At 59.9% G+C, this 24,716-nt stretch carries 23 protein-coding genes and 1 tRNA gene; 13 read left to right on the top strand and 11 right to left on the bottom strand.

What is annotated here, in order from left to right; translation table 11 throughout:
* The first annotated feature begins 6 nt into the window (after nt 1–6).
* From HPDFL43_RS19675 to HPDFL43_RS19660, 4 genes are read left to right on the top strand one after another with little or no spacing between them, the layout of a single operon-like run.
* Nucleotides 7–294 (top strand): UxaA family hydrolase, encoded by a 288-nt coding sequence (locus HPDFL43_RS19675; RefSeq protein WP_040449382.1) that lies wholly within the window; start codon nt 7–9, stop codon nt 292–294.
* A gap of 11 nt (nt 295–305) precedes the next feature.
* On the top strand, nt 306–1,487 hold the full coding sequence (locus tag HPDFL43_RS19670; protein ID WP_007199170.1) for a UxaA family hydrolase: 1,182 nt from the start codon (nt 306–308) through the stop codon (nt 1,485–1,487).
* 30 nt (nt 1,488–1,517) lie between these two features.
* Nucleotides 1,518–2,450, top strand: a complete 933-nt coding sequence (locus tag HPDFL43_RS19665) for a hydroxyacid dehydrogenase (RefSeq protein WP_007199169.1) — start codon at nt 1,518–1,520, stop codon at nt 2,448–2,450.
* The gene (locus HPDFL43_RS19660; RefSeq protein ID WP_007199168.1) at nt 2,447–3,451 is read left to right on the top strand and encodes an Ldh family oxidoreductase; all 1,005 of its coding nucleotides are present in this window, start codon (nt 2,447–2,449) and stop codon (nt 3,449–3,451) included. The genes HPDFL43_RS19665 and HPDFL43_RS19660 overlap by 4 nt, the downstream gene beginning before the upstream one ends.
* Before the next feature lie 45 nt (nt 3,452–3,496).
* Here the strand turns inward: HPDFL43_RS19660 and HPDFL43_RS19655 are convergent, their stop codons facing one another.
* The 3 genes from HPDFL43_RS19655 to HPDFL43_RS19645 form a co-directional block, all read right to left on the bottom strand.
* Nucleotides 3,497–4,819 carry a TRAP transporter large permease gene (locus HPDFL43_RS19655; protein WP_007199167.1) on the bottom strand — a complete coding sequence of 441 codons (1,323 nt, stop codon included), beginning with the start codon at nt 4,817–4,819 and terminating at the stop codon, nt 3,497–3,499.
* Entirely contained in the window at nt 4,816–5,346 is a 531-nt protein-coding gene (locus HPDFL43_RS19650; RefSeq protein ID WP_007199166.1) for a TRAP transporter small permease, read from the bottom strand. The genes HPDFL43_RS19655 and HPDFL43_RS19650 overlap by 4 nt, the downstream gene beginning before the upstream one ends.
* 217 nt (nt 5,347–5,563) lie before the next feature.
* The gene (locus HPDFL43_RS19645; RefSeq protein ID WP_007199165.1) at nt 5,564–6,613 is read right to left on the bottom strand and encodes a TRAP transporter substrate-binding protein; all 1,050 of its coding nucleotides are present in this window, start codon (nt 6,611–6,613) and stop codon (nt 5,564–5,566) included.
* 520 nt (nt 6,614–7,133) lie between these two features.
* Here HPDFL43_RS19645 and HPDFL43_RS19640 point away from each other — a divergent pair.
* The 3 genes from HPDFL43_RS19640 (at nt 7,134) to HPDFL43_RS19630 (ending at nt 10,986) form a co-directional block, all read left to right on the top strand.
* Complete coding sequence (locus HPDFL43_RS19640) at nt 7,134–7,625, top strand: (2Fe-2S)-binding protein (protein WP_040449381.1); 492 nt, start codon at nt 7,134–7,136, stop codon at nt 7,623–7,625.
* A gap of 193 nt (nt 7,626–7,818) precedes the next feature.
* Nucleotides 7,819–10,167 carry a xanthine dehydrogenase family protein molybdopterin-binding subunit gene (locus tag HPDFL43_RS19635; protein WP_007199163.1) on the top strand — a complete coding sequence of 783 codons (2,349 nt, stop codon included), beginning with the start codon at nt 7,819–7,821 and terminating at the stop codon, nt 10,165–10,167.
* Between the two features lie 18 nt (nt 10,168–10,185).
* A complete protein-coding gene (locus HPDFL43_RS19630) occupies nt 10,186–10,986 on the top strand; it encodes an FAD binding domain-containing protein (protein ID WP_007199162.1) in 801 nt (266 codons plus the stop codon).
* Between the two features lie 94 nt (nt 10,987–11,080).
* Here the strand turns inward: HPDFL43_RS19630 and dxr are convergent, their stop codons facing one another.
* Nucleotides 11,081–12,268 carry a 1-deoxy-D-xylulose-5-phosphate reductoisomerase gene (dxr, locus tag HPDFL43_RS19625; RefSeq protein WP_007199161.1) on the bottom strand — a complete coding sequence of 396 codons (1,188 nt, stop codon included), beginning with the start codon at nt 12,266–12,268 and terminating at the stop codon, nt 11,081–11,083.
* Between the two features lie 182 nt (nt 12,269–12,450).
* Here dxr and HPDFL43_RS19620 point away from each other — a divergent pair, with 182 nt between their 5' ends.
* Entirely contained in the window at nt 12,451–13,671 is a 1,221-nt protein-coding gene (locus HPDFL43_RS19620) for an MFS transporter (RefSeq protein ID WP_007199159.1), read from the top strand.
* A gap of 40 nt (nt 13,672–13,711) precedes the next feature.
* On the opposite strand, the gene HPDFL43_RS19615 is transcribed toward HPDFL43_RS19620, so the two are convergent.
* Nucleotides 13,712–13,787 (bottom strand) — tRNA-Arg (locus HPDFL43_RS19615).
* 114 nt (nt 13,788–13,901) lie between these two features.
* The gene (locus HPDFL43_RS19610) at nt 13,902–15,068 is read right to left on the bottom strand and encodes a M20 aminoacylase family protein (protein WP_007199158.1); all 1,167 of its coding nucleotides are present in this window, start codon (nt 15,066–15,068) and stop codon (nt 13,902–13,904) included.
* A 212-nt stretch (nt 15,069–15,280) separates the two neighbouring features.
* Here HPDFL43_RS19610 and HPDFL43_RS19605 point away from each other — a divergent pair, with 212 nt between their 5' ends.
* Both HPDFL43_RS19605 and HPDFL43_RS19600 read left to right on the top strand, forming a co-directional pair.
* A complete protein-coding gene (locus tag HPDFL43_RS19605) occupies nt 15,281–16,474 on the top strand; it encodes a D-alanyl-D-alanine carboxypeptidase family protein (protein WP_156970344.1) in 1,194 nt (397 codons plus the stop codon).
* Nucleotides 16,475–16,496: 22 nt separating this feature from the next.
* Nucleotides 16,497–17,660 (top strand): CobW family GTP-binding protein, encoded by a 1,164-nt coding sequence (locus tag HPDFL43_RS19600; RefSeq protein ID WP_007199155.1) that lies wholly within the window; start codon nt 16,497–16,499, stop codon nt 17,658–17,660.
* A gap of 18 nt (nt 17,661–17,678) precedes the next feature.
* On the opposite strand, the gene HPDFL43_RS19595 is transcribed toward HPDFL43_RS19600, so the two are convergent.
* The 5 genes from HPDFL43_RS19595 to HPDFL43_RS19575 all read right to left on the bottom strand — a co-directional run bounded on the left by HPDFL43_RS19595 (nt 17,679) and on the right by HPDFL43_RS19575 (nt 21,513).
* Entirely contained in the window at nt 17,679–17,927 is a 249-nt protein-coding gene (locus HPDFL43_RS19595; RefSeq protein ID WP_007199154.1) for a sulfurtransferase TusA family protein, read from the bottom strand.
* A complete protein-coding gene (locus HPDFL43_RS19590) occupies nt 17,924–19,144 on the bottom strand; it encodes a L,D-transpeptidase family protein (protein ID WP_040449379.1) in 1,221 nt (406 codons plus the stop codon). The genes HPDFL43_RS19595 and HPDFL43_RS19590 overlap by 4 nt, the downstream gene beginning before the upstream one ends.
* A gap of 200 nt (nt 19,145–19,344) precedes the next feature.
* Entirely contained in the window at nt 19,345–20,301 is a 957-nt protein-coding gene (locus HPDFL43_RS19585) for an acetyl-CoA carboxylase carboxyltransferase subunit alpha (protein WP_007199152.1), read from the bottom strand.
* A 110-nt stretch (nt 20,302–20,411) separates the two neighbouring features.
* Nucleotides 20,412–21,353 (bottom strand): site-specific tyrosine recombinase XerD, encoded by a 942-nt coding sequence (locus tag HPDFL43_RS19580; protein WP_007199151.1) that lies wholly within the window; start codon nt 21,351–21,353, stop codon nt 20,412–20,414.
* A 16-nt stretch (nt 21,354–21,369) separates the two neighbouring features.
* Nucleotides 21,370–21,513, bottom strand: a complete 144-nt coding sequence (locus tag HPDFL43_RS19575; RefSeq protein WP_007199150.1) for a hypothetical protein — start codon at nt 21,511–21,513, stop codon at nt 21,370–21,372.
* Between the two features lie 149 nt (nt 21,514–21,662).
* Here HPDFL43_RS19575 and HPDFL43_RS19570 point away from each other — a divergent pair, with 149 nt between their 5' ends.
* The 3 genes from HPDFL43_RS19570 to HPDFL43_RS19560 are packed head-to-tail and all read left to right on the top strand — an operon-like array spanning nt 21,663 to nt 24,675.
* Nucleotides 21,663–22,262, top strand: a complete 600-nt coding sequence (locus HPDFL43_RS19570; RefSeq protein WP_007199149.1) for a shikimate kinase — start codon at nt 21,663–21,665, stop codon at nt 22,260–22,262.
* On the top strand, nt 22,259–23,383 hold the full coding sequence (gene aroB, locus HPDFL43_RS19565) for a 3-dehydroquinate synthase (RefSeq protein ID WP_040449377.1): 1,125 nt from the start codon (nt 22,259–22,261) through the stop codon (nt 23,381–23,383). Before HPDFL43_RS19570 ends, aroB begins: the two co-directional genes overlap by 4 nt.
* Complete coding sequence (locus tag HPDFL43_RS19560) at nt 23,380–24,675, top strand: HlyC/CorC family transporter (RefSeq protein WP_007199147.1); 1,296 nt, start codon at nt 23,380–23,382, stop codon at nt 24,673–24,675. Before aroB ends, HPDFL43_RS19560 begins: the two co-directional genes overlap by 4 nt.
* Nucleotides 24,676–24,716 lie beyond the last annotated feature (41 nt).

The raw sequence follows: 24,716 nt of genomic DNA, 5'->3' as shown, positions 1-24,716 counted from the left end.
ACCGCTGTGACCACCCCCCATTTATTGGTACATGAAGACAAGGACAATGTCGGCGTTGTTGTCGTTGAGGGTCTGACGGCCGGGACGAAGATGCTTTGCGTTGTCACGCACGACAATTCGAGCTTCGAGCTTGTCTCGAAGGCTGATGTTCCGATCGGCCACAAGATCGCGCTGTCTGACATCAAGTCGGGCGACACGGCGATCAAATATGGCGAGGACATCGGCAAGTTTGTCGCCGACGTCGAGAAGGGCGGTCACGTCCACACCCACAATCTCAAGACCAAGCGCTGGTAGGAGCTCTCATCATGGCATCGAAATATTCCAACATGACATTCATGGGCTACCGGCGCGAGAACGGGCGTGTGGGCGTGCGCAACCACGTGATCATCCTGCCGGTCGACGACATCTCGAATGCGGCCTGCGAGGCGGTTGCCAACAACGTCAAGGGCACGATGGCGATCCCGCACGCCTATGGGCGGCTGCAGTTCGGCGAGGATCTCGAGGTTCACTTCCGCACCATCATCGGCACGGGTGCCAACCCCAATGTTGCGGCCGTGGTGGTGATCGGCATCGAGCCGGGCTGGACCAAGCGGATCGCCGACGGCATTCGTGCGACGGGCAAGCCGGTCGCCGAATTCTCGATCGAGCAGAAGGGCGATTTCGAGACCATCCGCGCGGCGGGCTGGAAGGCCAAGGAATTCGTGCACCATGCCACCGAGATGCAGCGCGAGGAATGCTCGATCTCGGAGCTATGGGTCTCGACCAAGTGCGGCGAGAGCGACACGACGACGGGTCTGAGCTCCTGCCCGACGGTGGGCAACATGTATGACAAGCTGTTGCCCGAGGGCATCACCGGGTTCTTCGGCGAGACTTCGGAGATCACCGGCGCCGAGCACATCTGCCAGAAGCGGGCGATCAACGAGGAGGTCGGCGCGCGCTGGTACAAGATGTGGAAGGCCTATCAGGACGACGTCATCTTCGCGCATCAGACCGATGATTTGTCCGACAGCCAGCCGACCAAGGGCAATATCGAGGGCGGCCTGACGACGATCGAGGAGAAGGCGCTGGGCAATCTCGAGAAGATCGGCCGGACGTCGCAATTCATCGATATCCTCGATCCGGCCGAAGAGCCCAAATCGGGCAACGGGCTCTACTTCATGGATTCGTCCTCGGCGGCTGCCGAGTGCGTGACGCTGATGGCGGCGGGCGGTGCGGTGATCCACACGTTCCCGACCGGTCAGGGCAACGTGGTGGGCAATCCGATCGTGCCGGTGGTCAAGATCTCGGGCAACCCGCGCACGCTCAGGACCATGAGCGAGCATATCGATGTTGACGTGACTGGCGTGCTGACCCGCGAAATGACCATCGACGAGGCCGGCGACGCCCTCATCGAGATGATCGTGCGCACCTCCAACGGCCGCGCAACCGCAGCCGAAGCACTCGGTCACAGAGAGTTCTCAATGACAAAGCTCTATCGCTCGGCGTAAGCACGAGCCGGGAGAAGAGAGAACCAAGTCATGGCAGATATCGTCATCACCGAATTCATGGACGAGGCGGCAGTGAGCCGCCTCTCTCAATCCTATGACACGCTTTATGATTCAAAGCTGGTGGATGATCCGGCTGCCCTGCATGGCCACCTGGCTTCGGCGAAGGCCCTGATCGTCCGCAACCGCACCCAGGTGCGTGAGGCGCTGATCGGCATGGGCCCCAAGCTCAAGGTGGTTGGCCGGCTTGGTGTCGGGCTCGACAATATCGACGTGGAGGCCTGCCGGACGCGCTCGATCCGGGTCATTCCTGCCACCGGTGCCAATGATCTGTCGGTAGCGGAGTATGTTATCACGGCCGCGTTGATGCTGTTTCGCGGCGCCTGGCTACGTTCCTCCGAGGTTGCCGGCGGGGCCTGGCCACGCCAATCAATGATGGGGCGGGAGCTTGCCGGCAAGACCATCGGACTTGTCGGCTACGGGTCAATCGCCCGGGAAGTGGCATGGCGTGCGCACATGATGGGCATGACCATCGTTGCCTATGATCCCTATCTCGCGGCCGACCATCCAGGCTGGCAGATCACGCGCAATGTGTCGCTCGATGCGGTGCTCGAGCTTGGAGATGTGATCTCCTTGCACACGCCGCTGACCGAAGCCACGCGCAACATGGTCAATGCGGATGCGCTCGGCAAAATGAAACCGGATGCGGTCCTGGTCAATGCGGCGCGCGGTGGCATCGTAGACGAGGCGGCTCTGGCGGAAGCCCTGACGGACGGACGGATTGGCGGCGCGGCGCTTGATGTGTTCGAAAGCGAACCGCTGAGTGCTGATCAGGGTGCGAAATTTGTCGGGTTGTCCAATCTGATCCTGACCCCGCATATTGCGGGTGTGACTGAAGAATCCAATGAGCGTGTCAGCCATCTGATTGCTGACAAGGTGCTCGAAGTGCTTGGAGCACCTGTATGAGCGAAGCCAGAACGATGTCGCCGGGTGCGCTCACGGACCTGATCCGTGGTGCCCTGATGCGCAGCCGTACATCGGAAATCAATGCCGCTTCGGTGGCCGGAGCATTGCTGGCGGCGGAACTTGCCGGGCAGAACGGACACGGGCTGCGCCGGGTCGAGGCCTATTCGGCGCAGGCACGGGCCGGCAAGGTGGATGGTTTTGCAACGCCGGCATCGCAGGTTCTGCGCCCCGGTGCGATGGCGATCGATGCTGCCAACGGGTTTGCCTATCCGGCGATGGATCTGGCGCTTGACTGGCTGCCCGGTGCGGCCAAGTCGCAGGGCATCGCGATTGCCGGTATTCGCCGGTCGCACCATTGCGGCGTTGCAGGTGTGATTGTCGAGGCGTTGGCCGAGCGGGGCGTCGCAGCGCTGATGGTGGCCAATGCGCCGGCGGCGATGGCGCCGTGGGGCGGCCGGCAGCCGTTGTTCGGCACCGACCCGATCGCCTTTGCTGCTCCTCTTGGCGCCGAGGATCCGGTGGTGGTCGATATCTCGCTGTCGAAAGTGGCGCGCGGCAAGATCATGGCCGCGGCACAGAAGGGCGATCCGATTCCCGAAGGCTGGGCGCTTGATCCCGACGGGCAGCCGACCACCGATGCCAAGGCGGCGATGGCGGGGACCATGATTCCGCTTGGCGACGCTAAGGGCACGGCGCTGGCGCTGATGGTGGAGCTTCTTTGTGCCGGCCTAACCGGCGCGAACTACGCCTGGCAGGCGACGTCGTTCTTTGACGACAAGGGCGATCCGCCCGGGACAGGTCAGGCGATCATCGCAATCGATCCGGATGCCTTTGGTCCCGGTGGGGCCGATCGGATGGCGCTGATGGCGCAAATGGTTACGGCCACGGAAGGTGCGCGGTTGCCCGGCCGCAGGCGGCAACAGATCCGGGCGGATTATCTCGCCAACGGTGTTCCGGTGGATGCCGGCCTGGTCCAGGCTATCGAGGCCATTGGGGCCTGATCTGCCTGCTCCCGCTCTCTTGTTCTGCCCTGTCCGGCCCTCGGCTCAATAGAGCAGTCGGACAGCCACCAGCGTGATTGCGGGGAACATGGTCAGGATCGCAACGCGGACGATGTCGGTCAGGACGAAGGGCAGCACACCGCGATAGGTCGCCGCCAATGGCGTGTCCTTGGCCATCGAGTTGATGACAAACAGGTTCATCCCCACCGGTGGTGTGATCAACCCCACCTCGACGACGATCAGCACGATGATGCCAAACCAGAGCGCGAATTCTTCCGGTGACAGGCCAAAATCAAGCGCCGACATGATCGGGAAGAAAATCGGTACGGTGAGCAGAACCATCGACAGGGAATCCATCACGCAGCCGAATACCAGATAGAGAATCAGCACGGCGATCATCACGAGCCAGGGATTGAAATCCTGGCTTCCGACAAAGGCTGCGGCTGTTTGCGGCAACTGGCTCAAGGCGAGAAAGGAGTTGTATACCCCGGCTCCGAAAACGATGAGAAAGATCATGCCGGTGGCGCTGGCGGTGGTTAGAATCGAGGAGATCAGGGTCGACCGGTTGAGACCGCCGTTGAACAGCGCAATAACCCCGGTCCCGAAAGCTCCAATGGCGGCTGCTTCGGTGGGGGTGAAGATTCCGCCATAGATCCCGCCGACCACGGTGATGAAGACGATAAGCACCGGCCAGACAGCGAGCAGGCTTCGGAACCGCTCGGAGTAGGGAGCGCGTTCGCGGCTGCCTGCCGATCCGGGTTTGAGCCGGACATAGATGGCGATCGCCATCATGTAGCCAAGGGCCGCAAGAATGCCGGGAATGAAGGCCGCGACGAACAGCTTTGCGATGTTCTGTTCTGTGAGGATGGCGTAGATCACCAGGATCACGGAAGGCGGAATGAGGATCCCGAGCGTGCCGCCGGCTGCCAATGCCCCGGTCGAGAGTTCGCCGGAATAGCCGTAGCGCTTGAGCTCGGGCAGGGCCACCTGGCCCATCGTGGCAGCGGTTGCGAGCGAGGAGCCGCAGATCGCGCCAAAGCCGGCGCAGGCTCCGACGGCGGCCATTGCGACGCCGCCCTTCTTGTGGCCGATCCATGTCTCTGCCGCCCTGAACAAGGCCTGGGACATTCCGCCAAGAGTGGCAAACTGCCCCATCAGCAGAAACAGCGGTATGATCGAGAGCGAATAGCTCGAAAATGTGCCCCAAGTCAGGTTCTTGAGCTGCGCGAAAATCATCAGGAACGAGCCATTGATGAAATAGCTGCCGCCGATGCCGGTGATCAGCATGGCGAGCCCGATGGGAATGCGAAGGAAGATCAGCGCTAGCAGGACCGGAAAAGACAGCAGCGCAATGTCAATGTTGCTCAATGCATGACCCCCTCGTGGGCCTGATCCTGTCCATTTGAAAGTGCCCGCAAACTCAGGAACACGCACCAGATGCTGATCAGCACGAAGCCGGAGGCACCAACCAGGCCCGAAGCATAAGCCCACCAAACCGGATACTGAATGATAAAGGTGGTCTCGCCATAGGCGAGTTTGTCGAGTGTGCCCTGCCAGTGTTTCCAGGCGAGCAGAATTGCGACCATTGCCATCAGACCGTCCGCCACAAGATCAATGATCCGATTGGCGCGGGGTCCAAGATGCATCGTCAGGATTTCAACGGAAGCATGCTGGCGGTTGATCTGGACCCAGGGCAGAAAGGCGAACACGGCAAATCCGATTCCCAGTTCCACCAGTTCGAAATCACCGCGAATCGGACCCAGCCCGATTGGAATGAGCGCGCGCCCCGATACTGACGCCACGGTGGTCAGCATCACGGCAATCAGCGCCAGCCCTCCAAGAATGGCAAGCAGGGCTGCCAAGCGCCGCATGAAGATATTGATGGATTCAAACACTGTACACGGTCCGGATGGTTACAAAATCAAACATGTTCTGCCCTCTCTGCCTCATCTTGTGAAGGCGCACCGCTACCGGACGGGCCTGGCCGTTCCCGATCGCATCTTTGGGGCATGACAATGCCAGTTGATTGGTCTCTTGGTGCCAATCCCAAAAGAGTACCGGCGGAAGCTGCCTTATTGGACATGTCCCGCCGGGATTTTTCAAGCCGCCAGATTACTTGGTGTAATTGTCGATCAGCTCTTTTGCCTTTGCATGCAGCGCCTTGCCGTCAATGCCCTTGGCTTCCATTTCACCGTACCAATTGTCGACCACCTTCTGCGAAGCATCCTTCCAGCGCTGCAATTCCTCGCCTTCGATCTGGACGATCTCGTTGTCGGTGGCTTCGGCAATCTTGCGGCTGGGTGCGTCAAATGCTTCCATTGTCTTGCCAGCATATGCGGAGAACTCCGCGCCGGTTGCCTCGTCGAGGATCCCCTTGAGATCGTCAGGCATGCTGTCATATTTTGCCTTGTTCATGGCCAGGACAAAGGCGGCAGTGTAAAGCGCCGTATCGCCGCCGAACTCGGTGTGGGTGTCGACCAGTTCAGCGATTTTCAATGCCGGGGTCACTTCCCAGGGAATGACGGTTCCGTCGATGACTCCCTTGGAGAGCGCCTCTGGAATGGCAGGCACCGGCATGCCGACGGGCTCGGCTCCGAGTTCTGCGAGCATGCCGTTGATCACGCGGGTCGGGCCCCGCAGCTTCTTGCCCTGCATGTCTTCCAGTTTGCGGATGCCTTCACCCTTTGCGTGGATAACACCGGGGCCATGAACCCAGGCAGCAAGGATTTTCAGACCCTGGAACTGGCTTTCCTCCATGTCCGACTTGAACAGGTCCCAGTAGGCCCGGGATGTTGCTTCGGCATTGGTCATGGTGAAGGGCAGTTCGAAGACTTCGACACTTGGGAACCGGCCGGGAGTGTATCCAGGCAAAGTCCAGACAATGTCAACGACGCCGTCTCGCGCCTGATCAATCAGCTGCGGTGGTGTCCCGCCGAGCGACATCGCCGAGAAAACCTCTACCTTTATCCGACCGCCCGATGCTTCTCCAACCTGCTCGGCCCAAGGGATCAGGATTTCGGCAGGAACATTGGCCTGCGGTGGCAGGAACTGGTGCATGCGCAGGGTGACTTCCTGTGCGATTGCGCCAGCGGATGACAAGCCGAGCGCGGAAACAGCAATTGCTGCTGCTGCTGCTGATTTCAGGAAATTGCGTTTTTTCATTCTATCCTCCCGGAAAATTGATACGGCTTTGATGCCGCAGTTCCCAGTCCCGAAACTAGGGCCAAATTATGTAACTGCCTAGACAGCATTAACGAAGCTGTCTCGCAAGTGGCCGGAAGCGTCCCTAAAGCAGACATCTGATGAGATACAGACAGCACACAAAGACCTCCTCGTCCCTGAACTCCGCTATCGTTATGGTCCCCCAACATCGCGTGTTGGCGATTGTTCTGCTCTGCTGGGAGTCATTCTTTATTAACCGACCGTACGGTCGAAAATTAACGATAAAACAGTTTGCCGGCAAGAATTTTCTTCTTTGTCGCTGAGGGCAGCTTCCAGGTCGTGAGTCGGTGCCAGCGGGGTGTTGCTTTTGTGTGAAGACTGTCGACGATTTCGGGCGATACTTATGATCCGGCAGAAAGCGCTTTTGGAAATATCCAAGTTTGATGGTTGATCCTTTTAGAAAAAAGGAAAATGATGCGGTCAGGGTGAGTGAGGATCCTGCACCCCAGGGAGGAATTTAATGGCCAATGTATCGATGACCGTAAACGGACGATCCGTTTCGGGCCAATGCGAGGACCGGATGCTTCTGGTCCAGTTCATCCGCGAAAATCTCGGACTGACCGGAACCCATGTCGGATGTGACACATCCCAATGCGGTGCCTGTGTGGTTCATGTTGACGGCAAGGCTGTCAAATCCTGCACCATGCTGGCCGCACAGGCAGACGGGTCGGATGTGACGACAATCGAGGGGCTTGCCTCGGGCGGCGAGTTGCACCCCGTTCAGGCGGCGTTTCGTGAGCATCATGGCCTGCAATGCGGTTTCTGCACGCCGGGCATGATCATGTCCGCTGTTGACATGATCAGCCGCCATGGCGGCCAGCTTGATGAGAAAACAGTGCGCGCCGAGCTTGAAGGCAACATTTGCCGCTGCACTGGCTATCACAACATCGTCAAGGCGGTTCTCGACGCCGCGTCCAAGATGGGCGACGGCGCAAAGGTGGCCGCCGAATAGTATTGCCGAAACCGGCGATGTTTTGAGGTGGTGCATTTTCAAACGGAGAGAATTTCGGGCAGCGACAGTGGTGAAGTGTCTTTAATGCGAAAGCCTCGCATCCATGGACACACAAGGCCGCGGAACCCCGGACTCTCATCCGAATATGATGCATCGTCTCGTTCGCCAGCACTCAACCGGAGGAGTTTGAGAGATGGGAATGGAAGGCATTGGCGCCCGCGTGGCGCGCAAGGAAGACAAGCGCTTTATCACCGGCAAGGGCCGGTACACTGATGACATGGTGGTGCCTGGCATGAAGCACGCGCATTTTGTGCGCTCGCCGCATGCTCATGCCAAAATCAAGAGCATCGATACATCGGCTGCTGAGAAAATGCCCGGCGTGATCAGCATTCTCAACGGTGCGCAGCTCACCGAGGACGGCATCGGCAACATCATTTGCGGTTGGATGATCCATTCCAAGGATGGCTCGCCGATGAATATGGGCGCCTGGCGTCCGCTGGCCCAGGACACGGTTCGCTATGTTGGTGACGCTGTCGCCATCGTGGTGGCTGACAGCAAGGCGCAGGCCCGCGATGCCGCCGAGGCAGTTGTCGTGGATTATGAAACCCTGCCGGTTGTCACAAGCGCCGTTGATGCGCTCAAGGACGGCGCACCGCAGCTTCATCCCGAAGCCAAGAACAACCAGATCTTCGATTGGGAAATCGGTGATGCTGCCGCCACCGATGCAGCCATTGCCTCGGCCGCGCATGTGACCGAGATGAAGATCGTCAACAACCGACTGGTGCCCAACCCGATGGAGCCGCGCGCGGCGCTCGGCGTTTATGACGATTCCGACGAACACTACACGCTGTGGACCACGTCGCAGAACCCACATGTGGCACGGCTGGTGCTCAGCGCATTCTACAATGTGGCGCCTGAAAACAAGCTTCGGGTGATCGCACCGGATGTGGGCGGCGGTTTCGGCTCCAAAATCTACATCTACCCCGAGGAAATAGTCTGTCTGTGGGCTTCCAAGCGCACCGGTGTTCCGGTGAAATGGAATTGTGACCGGACCGAGGCCTTCCTGACCGATGCCCATGGCCGCGACCATGAATCAACCATCAAGATGGCGTTTGATGCAGACAACAACATCACCGGCTTCAAAGTCGACACCATTGCCAATCTCGGCGCCTACATGTCGCTGTTTTCGAGCTCGGTGCCGACCTATCTCTACGCCACCCTGTTGTCGGGCCAGTACGCGATCCCGGCGATCCACGCCAATGTGCGCACGGTATACACCAACACGGTTCCGGTGGACGCCTATCGCGGCGCCGGGCGGCCGGAAGCCTGCTATCTGCTCGAGCGTGTGCTTGAGACGGCGGCGCGTGAACTTGGCGTCACTCCCGCTGCTCTGAGACGGCAGAACTTCATCCGTGAATTCCCGTACCAGACCCCGGTGATCATGTGCTACGATGCCGGCGATTTCGATGCCTCGCTGGATGCGGCGATGACGGCGATCGATTATGACGGCTTCCCGGCACGCCGGGCAGAAGCCGAGTCCCGCGGCAAGAAACGCGGCATCGGCATCAGCTGCTACATCGAGGCATGCGGCATTGCGCCGTCGGCAGCGGTCGGATCTCTTGGTGCCGGTGTGGGGCTTTGGGAATCGGCTGAGGTGCGGGTGAACGCGGTCGGCACCATCGAAGTCCTGACCGGTTCGCACAGCCATGGCCAGGGCCATGAAACCACGTTCTCGCAGCTTGTTGCAGAGCGGTTTGGCGTAGGTATGGACAGTGTCTCGATCGTTCATGGCGACACAGACAAGGTGCAGATGGGCATGGGCACCTATGGCTCGCGCTCCGGTGCGGTTGGCATGTCGGCAATCGTCAAGGCGCTCGACAAGGTCGAGACCAAGGCCAAGAAGATTGCCGCGCATCTGATGGAAGCCGATGAAAGCGACATCGTCATCGAGAATGGCGAACTCAAGGTCGCAGGCACCGACAAGAGCGTGCCGTGGTTCCAGATGGCGCTCGCCGCCTACACCGCGCACAATCTGCCCGAGGGCATGGAACCGGGTCTGAAGGAAGGCGCATTTTATGATCCGTCCAACTTCACCTTCCCGGCAGGCACCTATATCTGCGAGGTGGAGGTCGATCCCGACACCGGCAAGACCACCGTCGTTGACTTCGTCGCAGCGGATGATTTCGGCAAGATCATCAATCCGATGATCGTTGAAGGCCAGGTGCATGGCGGTGTGGCGCAGGGCATCGGCCAGGCGTTGCTGGAAGGCACGCACTACGATGCCGAGACCGGGCAGCTGCTGACGGCGAGCTACATGGATTACACCATGCCGCGTGCTGACGACTTGCCTTCGTTCAAGGTGTCGACAACGGAAACGGTGTGCCCATCAAACCCGCTGGGCATCAAGGGCTGTGGCGAGGCTGGTGCCATTGGTTCGCCACCGGCACTGATCAACGCCATCACCGACGCCATCGGCAACAACGACCTGACGATGCCTGCGACCCCTGAAAGGGTCTGGGCGGCACTCCGGTCGGCACAGTAAGAAAGGGAGGCAGACATCATGTATGCAACCAATTATCATCGCGCCTCCTCTGTGGAGGACGCTGTCAAGCTGGCCTCAGCGAATGACGAAGCCAAATATCTCTCGGGTGGACAGACGCTGCTTCCGACCATGAAGCAGCGGCTAGCAGCTCCTTCGGATCTGGTGGATCTGAGGCACATCGCCGAGTTGAAGGGCATTTCGGTGAGTGGCGGCTCGATCCGAATCGGAGCCGCAACCACCCATGCCGAAGTTGCAAGCTCGTCAGAGCTTGCAGCGGCTTGCCCGGGGCTGGCGCATCTGGCTGCCCATATCGGCGATCCTCACGTGCGGCACATGGGCACGATCGGCGGCTCGATTTCCAACAACGACCCGGCGGCGGACTATCCCGCCGGGTTGATGGCGCTGAATGCCACCATCGTCACCAACACGCGCTCGATCAGCGCCGACGAGTTCTTCACCGGTATGTTCGAGACCGCGCTTGAGGATGGCGAACTGGTGGTGGCGGTGGAAATCACGGCGCCGTCGAAATGCGCCTATTCCAAGTTCCCCAACCCGGCCTCGCGCTACGCCATGACCGGCGTCTTCGTGGCCAAGCATGGCGACGGGGCCGTGCGGGTGGCAGTGACCGGCGCTGGATCTGATGGCGTGTTCCGCCACGAGGGTATGGAGCAAGCCCTTGCATCGGAATTCTCCGCAGGCGTGCTTGATGGCGTCACGGTCGATGATTCCGATCTGATGTCGGATATCCATGCCTCTTCGGCCTACCGCGCCAACCTGATCAGGGTGATGGCCAAGCGGGCAGTCGCTGCGGCGGGGTGATCAGACATCATACTGCAAATTCTGCCGGCGCGGGTTTTCGAACTCGCCCCGGCAGAATTTCCAGCCGGTTTTATCTCCGGATTGAACTGCGCAGTCAGGCTGGCTGGCGCATCAGGGAGGCAGCAATGTCACGCGCCTCGCGATCGGCGGCATAGACATCCTCGATGCTGTTTGGCTGGCGGCCGTCATCCATTTTGTCCATGGTTTGAGCAACGACGTCGGCCATGTCCAGAAATCCGATCTGGCCAGCGATAAAGGCTTCGAGAGCTGCTTCCTTGGCTCCGTTGAGGATGGCGCCCTGCAGGCCGCCGCGTTGCATGGCGGTGCGGGCAAGCGCCAGGGCCGGGAAGCGTGTCTCATCGGGGGCGTGGAAATCAAGCCGCGACAGCTTGGCAAAATCAAGCCGTTCGACCGGAAGACTGGCCCGGCGGGGATGGGAAATTGCGTAGCCGATGGCGTGGCGCATGTCAGGTGTGCCGAGCTGGGCGAGGACAGAGCCATCGGTGTATCCAACCATCGAATGGATGATGGATTGGGGATGGACGATGACCTCGATCTGCTCCGGTCGCATACCGAACAGATGGCGCGCCTCGATCATCTCCAGCGCCTTGTTGAACATCGATGCACTGTCGATCGAGATCTTGAGGCCCATGGACCAGTTGGGATGCGCCGCCGCGACATCGGCTGTCATCACCGACATCTGTTCGCGTGTATGTTCGCGGAATGGCCCGCCGGAGGCGGTCAGGATGATGCGTTCGACAGCGTGGCGCTGGTGTTCCTCCAGAACCTGAAAGATCGCGTTATGCTCGCTGTCGACGGGTAGCAGCTTGCCGCCGCCCTTGGCCATGGCAGCGGCAAAAAGCTCGCCCGCCGATACAAGGCATTCCTTGTTGGCCAGCGCGATATCGGCGCCCCTGGAAACCGCTGCTAGCGTTGGCGCCAGTCCAGCGATTCCGACAATACCGGCCATAAGAAGATCGGTGTCGCGTTCGCCGGCCTCGATCAGCCCCGCTGGGCCTGCGCCAGCCTCGATGCCGGTGCCGGAGAGAGCGGCCTTGAGATCCTGATAACGCGCCGGATCAGCGGTGACGGCAAAGCCCGCGCCCGCTTGGCGGGCCTGTTTGGCGAGCAGATCAATGTTGCCCATGCCGGTGATTGCGGGGACCTCAAAGGCATCACGGCCGCCCAGATGCGTCATCACGTCCAGCGTGTTGCAGCCGATCGAGCCGGTGGCGCCGAGAATGGTAATGCGGCGCGGGGCCTGATGCTGAATTTCACTCATGACACACAATCCACAGCTTGGGTTTGCTGGTCAAGCGCATCGGATTCGGTCGGCATGGCGATTTTCCACAGGCAAAGACCAAGGATAGCTGGCGCCGGGCAAAGCAGGTCCTGCATCCATAACTATGCAGGTTCAAAAAAATGCGTTTCCCAATTGTCTCGATGGTGCTCTATCGTCGTGGAATGAAAGACACCTCCATTGTCGACAGCCGTTATTCCTGGACCCGTTTGGGGGTCACGCTCGCCATCGCGGTGGTGGGCAATGTGGGAATGTGGGCGATCATCGTGATCATGCCCGCGGTACAGCGGGAGTTCGGGATCGACCGGGCGGATGCATCGCTTCCCTACACCCTGACCATGGTCGGCTTTGCGCTTGGCAATCTGGTGATTGGCCGGGCCGTCGACCGGTTCGGGATCACGGTGGCGCTGGGCATTGCCGCAATGACGCTGGCGGCGGGTTTCGCCGGAGCCGCCGTCAGCGGCTCGATCCTGATGCTGTGCTTGATGCAGTTTGTTGTGGGCTTCGGCACGGCGGCGAGCTTTGGTCCGTTGATCGCGGATATCTCGCACTGGTTCTATCGCCGCCGCGGCATTGCTGTGGCGATCGCGGCCAGCGGCAATTACCTCTCCGGTGCGATCTGGCCGCTGGTGCTCAGCGGCATTCTCAGCGACTTCGGCTGGCGCACGGCCTATATGGTGCTGGCCGCGCTGACGATCATGCTCGTCGTTCCGCTGTCGCTTTTGCTCAGACGGAAGCTTCCCGACGAGGCGAGCGAGCATGCGCAGCGAATGTCGGCGGCGAATGCGCGGTCGGTCAGTTTCTCACCAAGATCGCTGCAATGGATGCTTGGCCTGGCCGGCATCGGCTGTTGCATTGCCATGTCGATGCCGCAGGTTCACATCGTCTCCTATTGCGTGGATTTGGGCTACGGGCCGGCAGTGGGGGCGGAAATGCTCTCGCTGATGCTGATGGGTGGCGTGGTGTCGCGCCTTCTCTCGGGTCTGCTTGCAGACAGGCTGGGCGGGGTGATCACCCTGTTGATCGGCTCAACACTGCAATGCATCGCGCTGTTCTTATATCTGCCCTTTGACGCCATGGTTCCGCTCTATGTGGTCAGCCTGATCTTCGGGCTGTCCCAGGGTGGTATTGTTCCGAGCTATGCGGTGATCGTGCGCGAGTATCTGCCACCCAAAGAGGCGGGTGCGCGGGTCGGCTTCGTGATCATGGCAACGATTGTCGGAATGGCACTGGGGGGCTGGATGTCGGGCTGGATCTATGACCTGACCGGATCCTACCAGATGGCGTTCCTCAACGGCATTGCCTGGAATTTCCTCAACATCGCGATCATTGCGTTGATTCTTTTCCGCTCACGCATGCGCCGGGGCGCAGCTGTGGCAGCATGATTGATTGCGAGATGGGTCTTGCAGCGGACCCAGTATCCGGTGGTGATCCCGGCAGGAGTCGAACCTGCGACACCAGGATTAGGAATCCTGTGCTCTATCCCCTGAGCTACGGGACCACGCGGAAATCTGCATACAGAAAGCGAGCGGCTTGTTCAACACGCCGTCGCGCGCATACAGGTTGGGATGCGACAGCGCACCGCCACATCCGCAATGTCGTCTCGCCCGGTCGATCAGGCTGCGAGCGCGCGCTCAGCCAGTTTCACCCAATAGGAGACGCCGACCGGGATCGCGTCGTCGTTGAAGTCATAGGCCGGGTGATGCAGGCTTGCCGTATCGCCATTGCCCATGAAGATGAAAGCGCCGGGCCTTGCTTCGAGCATGAAGGAGAAATCCTCTCCCCCCATGGTCGGCGGTTGATTGCGTTCGACGCCTTGCGCACCGGCCAGGCTTTCGGCCACGTCGCCAGCAAAGACTGTCTCGTCAGCGTGGTTGAAGGTGACCGGGTAGTTGCGCAGATAATTGACCTTGGCCTTAACGCCATGGGCAGCAGCAATCCCCACGGCGATCTCGTTGATCCGGGTTTCCGCCAGATCGCGCATTTCAGGCGAAAGCGTGCGCACGGTACCGGCCAGTTCCACGGTTTCCGGGATGATGTTGTAGGCCGAACCGGCAATGAATTTGGTGACCGAAACCACCACCGATTCAAGCGGATTGGCATTCCGCGACGCGATCGACTGCAGCGAGGTGACGATCTGCGAACTTGCCACAACCGGATCGATTGTCTGGTGCGGCATCGCGGCGTGACCGCCACGGCCGGTGATGGTGATGTCGAAAATGTCGGTCGCGGCCATGATCGGGCCGGGCCGGATGGCGAACTCACCAACCGGGAGGCCCGGCAGGTTGTGCATGCCGAACACTTTGGTGATGCCGAAGCGCTCCATCATGCCGTCATTGACCATTTCGCGGCCACCTCCACCGCCTTCTTCGGCGGGCTGGAAGATCACGGCAACTGAACCTGTGAAGTTACGGGTTGCGGCCAGGTGTTTGGCGGCGCCGAGAAGCATCGCGGTGTGACCATCATGTCCGCAGGCGTGCATCTTGCCGGGGGTCTTCGAGGCCCAGGGTGCGCCAGTGGCTTCCTCGATGGGCAGCGCGTCCATATCGGCGCGCAGGCCGATGGCCGGGCCGTTGCCGCCGGGCCGGCCATGGATAATGCCGACGACGCCGGTGCGTCCGATGCCGGTAACGACCTCGTCGCAGCCGAATGCTGTGAGCTTGTCTGCGACAAAGGCCGCAGTGTTGTGAACGTCGAACAACAATTCAGGATCGGCGTGAAGGCTACGGCGCCATTCCGTGATTTCATCCTTCATGGCGACAACGTCATCAACGAGTTGCATAATTTGTCCTTTATGGCGGTTGTTGGTTCGGATCCGGCAGGGGCGTGCACTTTGAGCCGAAGCTCCACATCGTCTTTTGCCTTCTGACTGCCATATAGGCTAAGTAGGAAGAGTTGACGAGGAAAAAGCTGTTGTTGTTCCACTGGCGTGATGCCTTCAGGTTGGGCAACAAAGCCAAACCCGTTCAATGTTATGGGAACAGGAAGGCTGGGATGACATTGGTTTCGCGGATGCGCCGAATTGGGTTTTGCCTGATTGCAGTCTCCTCCATGGCATCGGTGCCTGCGGCATTGGCGACGCCGAGCATCGCTGTCGATGTGGGGTCGGGGCGCGTGATTGCCCATGAAGACGCATTCCAGCGCTGGTATCCCGCTTCTTTGACCAAGATCATGACGGCCTATGTTGCATTTTCAGCGGTCAAATCCGGTCAGATGAGCATGGACACGCCGGTCACCATGTCAATCCATGCGGCCAAGGAGCCGCCGAGCAAGATGTATTTCAAGCCCGGTGAGCGCTTCCCTCTCGATTCGGCGCTCAAATATCTGATGGTGAAATCAGCCAATGACGTTGCCGTGGCGATTGCGGAAGCGGTGTCGGGCAGTGAGGAAGCATTCGTGCGTGAAATGAACGCAACGGCCAAGGCGCTCGGCATGCAGGCCACGCGCTTTGTCAATCCGAATGGGCTGCCGGGCAGCGGCCAATATACAACAGCGCGCGACATGGCTGTTCTTGCCGCTGCTGCTCGCCGCAATTTTCCGGAATACGCACAGTATTTTGGCTATGAGGGATTTTCTGTCGGCAAGCAGGTTCACACCAACTACAATTTGCTGATCGGCCGGTTTCAAGGCGCGGATGGAATGAAAACCGGATTTATCTGTGCCTCGGGCTTCAATCAGGTGTCATCGGCCACACGTAACGGCAGGACAGTGGTTAGCGTGGTTTTGGGCGCACCGTCACAGACTGCGCGTGCGGAGCGATCTGCAGCGCTGCTTCAGGCGGCACTGACCTCCTCTGGTTCCGTTTCGCCAAGCTTGGCGTCCCTTGCGCCCTACGGTGAAGGGCGTGATGCTGTTGCTGACATTTCAGCACAGATCTGTTCCTCCGAAGCCCGGGCAGCCCGCGACAAAAACCGTGATGAAAACGGAAATCTGGTTCTGAGTTCGCCGTTTCTTGTCGAGCCGGCCCGCGAACCCCGTCTTGTACAGGCTCCGGCGGCTGTGGCGCCTGTGGCGACCGAGGTGGCGTTGTCACGTATTCCGGTTCCGCAGCCTCGTCCGACAGGCGTGCTCTCCGGCAGTGCCGTGCCTGTCACGGCGTTTGCTGCTCCCGTCTCCAAAGCGGATGCAATAATGCCCTTGCGCCCCGGGATCACCATTCCGGTGCCGGTACCGCGACCCGAACTTTGAAAAGCATGAGGATCTTGTCCTGATGAGCGATTCTGCGCTTGCAAGCGGCTGGAGCGCGCCGCGCGGTGTTCCGGTCTCGATCCTGACCGGGTTTCTCGGAGCGGGGAAAACCACGCTTCTCAATCGTCTGATCGGTGACCCATGGCTCAGCGATGCGGCATTGATCATCAATGAATTCGGCGATGTCGGGATTGATCACCTGCTGGTGGAAAGCTCCGGTGACGGTGTCATCGAACTCTCTGACGGGTGCCTTTGCTGTACGGTCCGCGGCGAGCTGGTCGATACGCTTGCGGATCTGATGGACCGCATGCAAACCGGAAAAATCCGTCCGTTCTCGCGGGTGGTGATTGAGACGACAGGCCTCGCCGATCCGGTTCCGGTGATGCAATCGGTGATCGGACATCCTGCTTTGGGGCAATCCTATCGCCTTGAGGGCGTGGTTACTGTCGTCGATGCGGTCAACGGTTTGGCCACGCTTGATGCGCATGAGGAGGCGCGCCGCCAGGCGGCGGTTGCCGACACGCTGGTGATCTCGAAAACTGGGCTCGCTATGGCTGATGGCGGCATGCAGAGCCGGCTCGTATCGCTCAATCCGAATGCACGGATCATGGATGCCGAGGCTGCGGATCTGTCGGCGCAGGGTCTGTTTGACAGCGGCGCCTATGATCCGGCTGCGCACAGTATCGATGTGGGCCGCTGGCTCAGCGAGACTTCGAGCCGCGATGCGACGCATGGCCACCCCCATGATCATGGAACCGAACACGGGCACGAGCCTGGGCATCATCATGATGTGAACCGGCACGACGCACATATCCGCGCCGACACGCTGGTGAGCGCGCAGGCGATCGAGTCGCAAAACCTTGCCATGTTTCTCGATCTCCTCCGCTCAGCGCATGGCCCGAACCTGTTGCGGATGAAAGGAATAGTCCGTTTGGCCGACGATCCGTCGCGGCCATTGGTGCTGCATGCGGTGCAAAGTCTGATGTCGGAACCGGTACGGCTTCCAGCCCCGCCCGCCGGATGGGACGGCAAGACAAGACTGGTGATGATCACCAGGGATCTGCCGAAGGGCTTCATTGCTGAGCTGTTCGCCGGATTTTCGGGCGAGCCAGGTATAGGTCGGCCAGACAAAGCTGCGCTGGTCGATAATCCGCTCGCCATTCCCGGGATGCGGACCACGCGCTGAAAATCGTAGCCCTACGGATCATGTCTTTTCGACAACGGCCTTTTCGATGATGAACGCGTGGCCGCCTTCCATGGCGTCGGTTGCCACCAGTTGATGCCCATCCTCGCGGCAAAAATGTGGAATATCGATCACCGCCAGTGGATCGGTTGTTTCAATGCGAATGCGTGCGCCACCGGCCAGTCCGCGCAAATGCTTGCGTGTGCGCAGCACCGGCAAGGGGCATTTCAAACCGCGAAGGTCCAGCGTTTCCGTTTCGCTGCCGCTCAATTGCGGCTCCAGATTTTCCAGAAAGGCTTGTCCGATCCGGCATCCGCCTGCTGGTTTTCAACGACAGGGTTCGGCGTGGGAACCGGGATGCCGGCCGTTGCTTCAACTGGCGCAGATGCGGTCGCCGGCGGGCTCTGCTGCTCCACAGTTGCCTGTTGGACAGCACGGGCCGCATCACTGTCATTCGGCACGCCCTGGCCGGGTACCAGCGCCTTGAGTGGATTCGCAGCGGTAAACAGGCTCACCACCGGATTTTCCGGTGGGACACCGCCATTGGCTGCGATTTCGGCTTCGCGTGCGGCCTCGCGTTCAGCGCGCGCAGTTTCGGCCTCGGCTTTGGCCTGTGCGGCTGCGAGTCCCTTGGCTTCTTCACGATCGAACTTGGCCGCGGCCCTTGTGAAGGCTTGGTTCCAGTCCTGCTGATAGGCGTAATGGGCCGACGCGAGTGTCTGGGGAACGCTTGCGGGCGGGCAAGCCTGGGCCGCGCGGAAAGTCGCATCTTCGTCTTCAGGCACCTGGTTGAAGACATAGCTACGTTCGCATACCTCGACCTTCGGCGGCCGTTTTGTCAGTTCGAAATGGTCGTAGCCGGTCTTGAGCATCTTCCAGAATTCGAAATGTTCGCTGTCGCGGTGGCGCGCCATGTTTTCCGGTGTCATGCGAAAAGGCAGGGCCTCCACCAGGAAGTATTCCTGCCCGCCCTTGAAGGCATCGCGGGCGAAGCCGTAAATCTCAAGCACTTGTTCGTCGGTCATCGAGTAGCAGCCCGCCGAGGAGCAGGCCCCGTGAACCATCAGATTGGAACCGGTTCTGTTGTGAGAACGGTCATAGCTGTTGGGAAAACCCATGTTGAACGAGAGGTAGTAGCTCGAGTTCGGGTTCATCTGTGCTGGATAAATCCGGTAGTAGCCTTCAGGCGCCTGGCGATCGCCTTCCTTGAACTTTGGTCCCAGCACGCCTGACCATTTGCAGATCTCATAGGCCGCAATGATGTCGTAACGGCCATTGCCTTTCTGCTTCCAGACTTCAAGAACGCCTTCTTCCTTGAAGATCCGCATCATGATCGGCGAACGCGTGCTCATGTCGTTCGCTTTCATCTTGTTGACGAGCTTGGACGGGAGCGGATGTTCAACCTTGTTGGAAACGGAATCGAGTGCATCCTGGCAGCCGACCAGACCCACCACAAGCAGCAAGGGCAAAAAACGCAATGATCTCATTGGTGCCATGGGTCTCTTGAAAGTTGCGGTTGTCAGTCTGGCCGACAAGACGCATTCATCATGCTTCATGGTCGGATGTTTCAGGCACTCTTACCACCGGCAGGGTTCACGAAGGCTTAACCATGCCGAAATCCATGCTGCCGTTCAACGCTACAGCGGAGCCAATTGCCCTTGCAAATGTGGCTCGAATGCGGCGGACGTCAACCGATTTGGCGTCCGATCTTGAGAAACTTCTTGCGCCGGTTGCTCCGCAACTCATCGCCGGACTGTTCGGAGAGCTCTGACAAGGCACCGGAAATGACGTCGCTGGTGTGTGACATCACGCTGTCGGGATCACGGTGTGCCCCGCCCACGGGTTCGTCAATGATGCCGTCGATAATGCCGAATTCCTGCAGGTCCTGGGCCGTGATCTTCATCGATGTGGCGGCGTCTTTCGCACGCGTCGCGTCGCGCCAAAGAATGGAGGCGGCGCCCTCGGGCGAAATCACGGAGTAGATCGCGTGTTCGAGCATATAGACCCGGTTGCCGGTGGCGATGGCGATGGCGCCGCCTGAGCCGCCCTCACCGATGACAACCGAGATCAACGGAACCTTGATGTTGAGGCAGGTCTCGGTGGAGCGCGCAATGGCTTCGGCCTGTCCGCGTTCTTCCGCGCCGACGCCGGGATAGGCACCCGCGGTGTCTATCAATGTGACCACCGGGATCCCAAACCGGTCGGCCAATTCCATCAGACGGATCGCCTTGCGGTAGCCTTCGGGCCGGGCGGAGCCAAAATTGTGATGAATGCGGGTCTTGGTGTCGTGACCCTTTTCCTGACCAATCAGCGCCACTGGCTGCCCCTGGAACCTGGCAAAGCCAGCCTGGATGGCAGCGTCCTCGGCAAATTTCCGGTCACCGGCGAGCGGGGTGAATTCGTCGAACAGGGCCTTGGCGTAATCCTGGAAATGCGGACGGGCCGGGTGGCGCGCCACTTGTGTTTTCTGCCACGGGTTGAGGCGGGAATAAATCTCCGCCATCGCATCACGCGCCCGGGTTTCGAGCCGCGCGATCTCTTCGCCGGTGTCGACGCTCTCGTCCTCGCCTGCAAGCTTTCTCAACTCAAGAATCTTGCCTTCCAGATCGGAGATCGGTTTTTCGAAATCTAGGTAATTGTGCATTGATTGTTTCCGCGCGGACGCCCGCTTTTTGTTATGTGCCTGTATCAAAGCGCCGCTGTTTGCTGCTCTCACGCCATGATCGACCGTTGACCGGCCCCTAGCAAGCCCGCTTAATCGCGATTTTTCGGCTGCTTTGCAAGGGGGTGATGTTCGCTGACGAGTTGCTTGAGCCGTTCGTCGAGCACATGGGTGTAGATTTGGGTGGTGGAGATATCGGTATGTCCGAGCAATTTCTGGACTGCCCGCAGATCCGCCCCTCCGGCCAGAAGGTGGCTTGCGAAAGCGTGACGAAGGACATGCGGCGAGACCTTTGCCGAGGGCAAACCGGCACGCGCGGCGACGTCCTTGAGTTCGCGGGCGAAGACCTGCCGCGACAAATGGCCATCGCTGGAATTGGCCGGGAAGAGGAAGCCCGTCTCTTCCGCAACCTCGCCGATTTCAGCCATCCAGGCTTCAAGCGCAAGGCGGGCCGGGCGCGACATGGGCACCATGCGTTCCTTAGCGCCCTTGCCACGAATGATGAGAAACCGCCCGTCTTCTGCGAGCACCCGGTAGGGCAGGCCCACCAGTTCGCTTACCCGCATGCCGGTTGCATAAAGCAGTTCCAGCAAGGCGCGAAAGCGGATCCGCTGTGTGGTTTCTGATTCATCGCGGGCCTTTGAGATATCGGCTTCAGCCTGGGCCAGAAGCCGGCTCACATCATCAACGCTCAGGATCTTGGGCAGGGAGCGGCGTTTGCGCGGGGATTCAACCACTCCCGTCGGATCGTCGTCGCGCAGGCCCTCGGCATGGAGAAACTTGTAGAATTGGCGCAATGCCGAAAGCCGCCGCGCCTGGGATGCCGGGGAAAAGCCCCGTGCTGCAAGATCCGAGATGACGGTGCGGATGGTGTCGGCATTGGCCCGGTCCAGGGTGGAGCCGAGCGCTTTGACAACCGATGATGCGTCATCGAGGTCGCGGCGGTAGGCCTCAAGCGTGTTCAGCGCCGCGCCGCGTTCGGCACTCATCATTTCCAGAAAGGCTTCGACATGGGCGGCGCTGAGATCGCGCATGACCGGATGCAATCCCCTAGCGATTGAGCTTGTCGGTAGGGACACGAATGGTGATATCCCGCTCCACCGGCTCGACGTAAATTATCAGCGCGAACATTGCGCCATAGGCAAGGCCGGCGATGATGGCGCACAAGGCAAGAAATCGAAACAGGCTTGGCATTGGTACTCCGGAGGTCTGATCCCGACCGAGTTATGCGGCAGCATGCGGGTTGTTTCAAGATGATACAGCAATGGCCCCAATGCTTGACGCATCGCCGCGCATGGCCAATAGAGAGCCATAAGCATGAACGGAAAGGCCGGGGACGCAACGTGGCGGGAGTGCAGGCAAGCACGCTGGAGCAGGATATCGCAGGTGCCCGCCGGGTTCTTGGCCACCGCAATCTGGTGTTTGTGGGCCTGATGGGCGCGGGCAAATCCGCCATTGGCCGGCTGGTTGCGCAGATGCTCGAGATTCCATTCGTCGATTCCGATCACGAGATCGAACGGGTTTCGCGGATGACCATTGCGGAATTGTTCGAAGCCTATGGCGAGGCAGAATTCAGGGCACTGGAGACCCGAGTGATCACGCGTCTCATGAAAACCGGGCCGCGCGTGCTGTCGACAGGCGGGGGCGTATTCATGAATGAGGCAACGCGATCAAGGGTTCTCAAGTCAGGCTTGTCTGTTTGGCTGAAAGCGGATCTTGATATTTTGTGGGCACGGGTTTCCAAGCGCGATACCAGGCCGCTTCTCAAGACTGCAAACCCGAAGCAGACTCTCTCCGATCTGCTCGATCAACGCTATCCCGTCTATGCGCTGGCCGATGTTACGGTCCAGTCCCGCGATGACGTCAAGGAAACAATCGCCGCTGAAGCCATCGCTGCAATCGCACGGCTGGCCGGCGGCCAAGACGAGATACAGATATCATGAGCGTGACGCCCCCTCACCGATCCGTGCGCGTCGATCTTGGCGACCGCAGCTATGATATCCTGATCGGACCTGGCCTGATTGCCCGCGCTGGTGCTGAAATTGCCGCGCGGCGGCCGCAGGTGAGATGCGCTGTGATTACCGACACGAATGTCGCCTCCGCCCATCTCGGTGCATTGACCGCGAGCCTCGAGAAGGCCGGTATTGACGCTGAGCCGCTGGTGCTTGAGCCGGGCGAGAAGACCAAGTGTTTCGATGAACTGATCCGTGTTTGCGACCACACTCTGGGTGCGCGGCTCGAACGCGGTGACGTTGTGCTGGCGCTTGGTGGTGGGGTGATCGGTGATCTGGCGGGGTTCGCGGCTGGGATTGTCAGGCGCGGAATGCGGTTCATCCAGGTTCCCACCAGCCTGCTTGCGCAGGTGGATTCGTCCGTGGGCGGGAAGACCGGAATCAACGTGTCGCACGGCAAGAACCTGATTGGGGTGTTTCACCAACCGGATCTGGTGCTGGCTGATACCGATGTTCTGGACAGTCTTCCGCTACGGGAGTTTCGCGCCGGCTATGCAGAAATGGCCAAGTACGGGCTGATCGACCGGCCAGACTTCTTCGCGTGGCTTGAAGCCAATTGGCGCGAGGTGTTTTCCGGTGGCGAAGCCCGCATTCACGCCATTGCCAAAAGTTGTCAGGCCAAGGCCGATGTGGTGGCCGCTGATGAGCGTGAGAGCGGGGCGCGGGCATTGCTCAATCTCGGCCACACATTCGGCCATGCGCTTGAGGCCGCCACAGGATATGATGGCAAGCGGCTGGTGCACGGCGAAGGCGTTGCGATCGGGATGGTGCTTGCGCACCAGTTTTCGGCGCGAATGAACCTTGCCAGCCCTGACGACGCGGACCGCGTGGAACGTCATCTTAAGGAGGTTGGGCTGCCAACGCGAATGTCGGATATTGAAGGCGGGCTGCCGGGTACCGATATATTGATGACGCACATTGCGCAGGACAAGAAGGTCCAGCGCGGTGCGCTGACATTCATTCTCACACATGGGGTCGGTCGATCGTTCATCGCCGATGATGTGCCGCAGGATGAAGTGTTTCGATTCCTTGAGGACAAGCGTGCATCATGATTGTTGAACAAATTGGTGAAGTCCTGGCCGAGCATTGGTTGACCATACTGGCGATTCTGGGCCTTATCGGCGTTTCGGGATTTTTCTCCGGATCGGAAACCGCCCTGACGGCTGCGTCACGGGCGCGGATGCATTCGCTTGAAACCAGCGGTGAGACCCGGGCAGGGACTGTCAGCTCCCTGATCGAACGCAAGGACCGGCTGATCGGCGCGCTGCTGATCGGCAACAACCTGGTCAACATCCTGGCTTCGGCATTGGCAACCAGTCTGCTGCTGTCGGTTTTTGGTGATTCGGGAGTGGCACTGGCGACGCTGATCATGACGTTGCTGCTGGTGGTGTTCGCGGAAGTCCTGCCCAAGAGCTGGGCGATTTCCACACCTGACCGGTTTGCAATGGTCGTCTCTCCGGTGGTCAAGGTGTTCGTTCTGGTTGTCGGCCCGCTGTCGAGTTTCATCAACTGGATCGTGCGCAAGATCATGGCGTTGTTTGGTGTCACGTTTGCGTCCGAGACCTCGATGCTGACAGCACATGAGGAAATCCGTGGCGCAGTCGATCTGCTTCACCGCGAAGGTTCGGTGGCGAAGACCGACAGGGACCGGCTGGGTGGCGTGCTCGATCTTGGAGAGCTCGAAGTGTCGGACGTCATGATCCACCGCACATCGATGCGGATGCTCAATGCCGAGGATACGTCTGAAGCCAATGTTCGCGCCGTACTCGACAGCCCGTACACGCGGATGCCGATCTGGCGTGGTTCGACGGACAACATTATCGGCATTGTTCATGCCAAGGATGTGTTGCGAGCGCTGGCCGATGCGGCGAACGAGCCGCAGCGCATTGATGTGACCAAGATTGCTCAGAAACCCTGGTTTGTGCCCGATACCACAAGTGTGCCTGATCAGCTCAACGCCTTTTTGCGGCGCAAGGCTCATATTGCCATCGTGGTGGATGAGTATGGTGAAGTGGAGGGCCTTGTGACACTTGAGGATATTCTCGAGGAGATCGTCGGTGAAATTGCCGATGAGCACGACACCGAGGTCCAAGGTGTCCGCCAGGAAGCCGACGGCTCGGTGGTGGTGGATGGCTGGGTGCCGATTCGCGACCTCAACCGGGCTCTCGATTGGTCACTGCCTGACGATGAAGCCACAACGGTGGCTGGTCTGGTGATTCACGAATCGCAGACGATTCCTGAGGAGAAGCAGGCCTTCACCTTCCATGGCAAGCGATTCATCGTGATGAAACGGGACCGCAACCGGATCACCCGGCTTCGGATCCGGCCGGCTGACAAGCTGTAGCCATTTGTCTTTGTATGCCGGCGGCAAGCACGGGGACTGCG

The sequence above is a fragment of the Hoeflea phototrophica DFL-43 genome, assembly GCF_000154705.2.
Lineage (GTDB): Bacteria > Pseudomonadota > Alphaproteobacteria > Rhizobiales > Rhizobiaceae > Hoeflea > Hoeflea phototrophica.
Note: the sequence above shows the minus strand (reverse complement) of the source record. Positions and strands in the feature narration are given on the sequence as shown.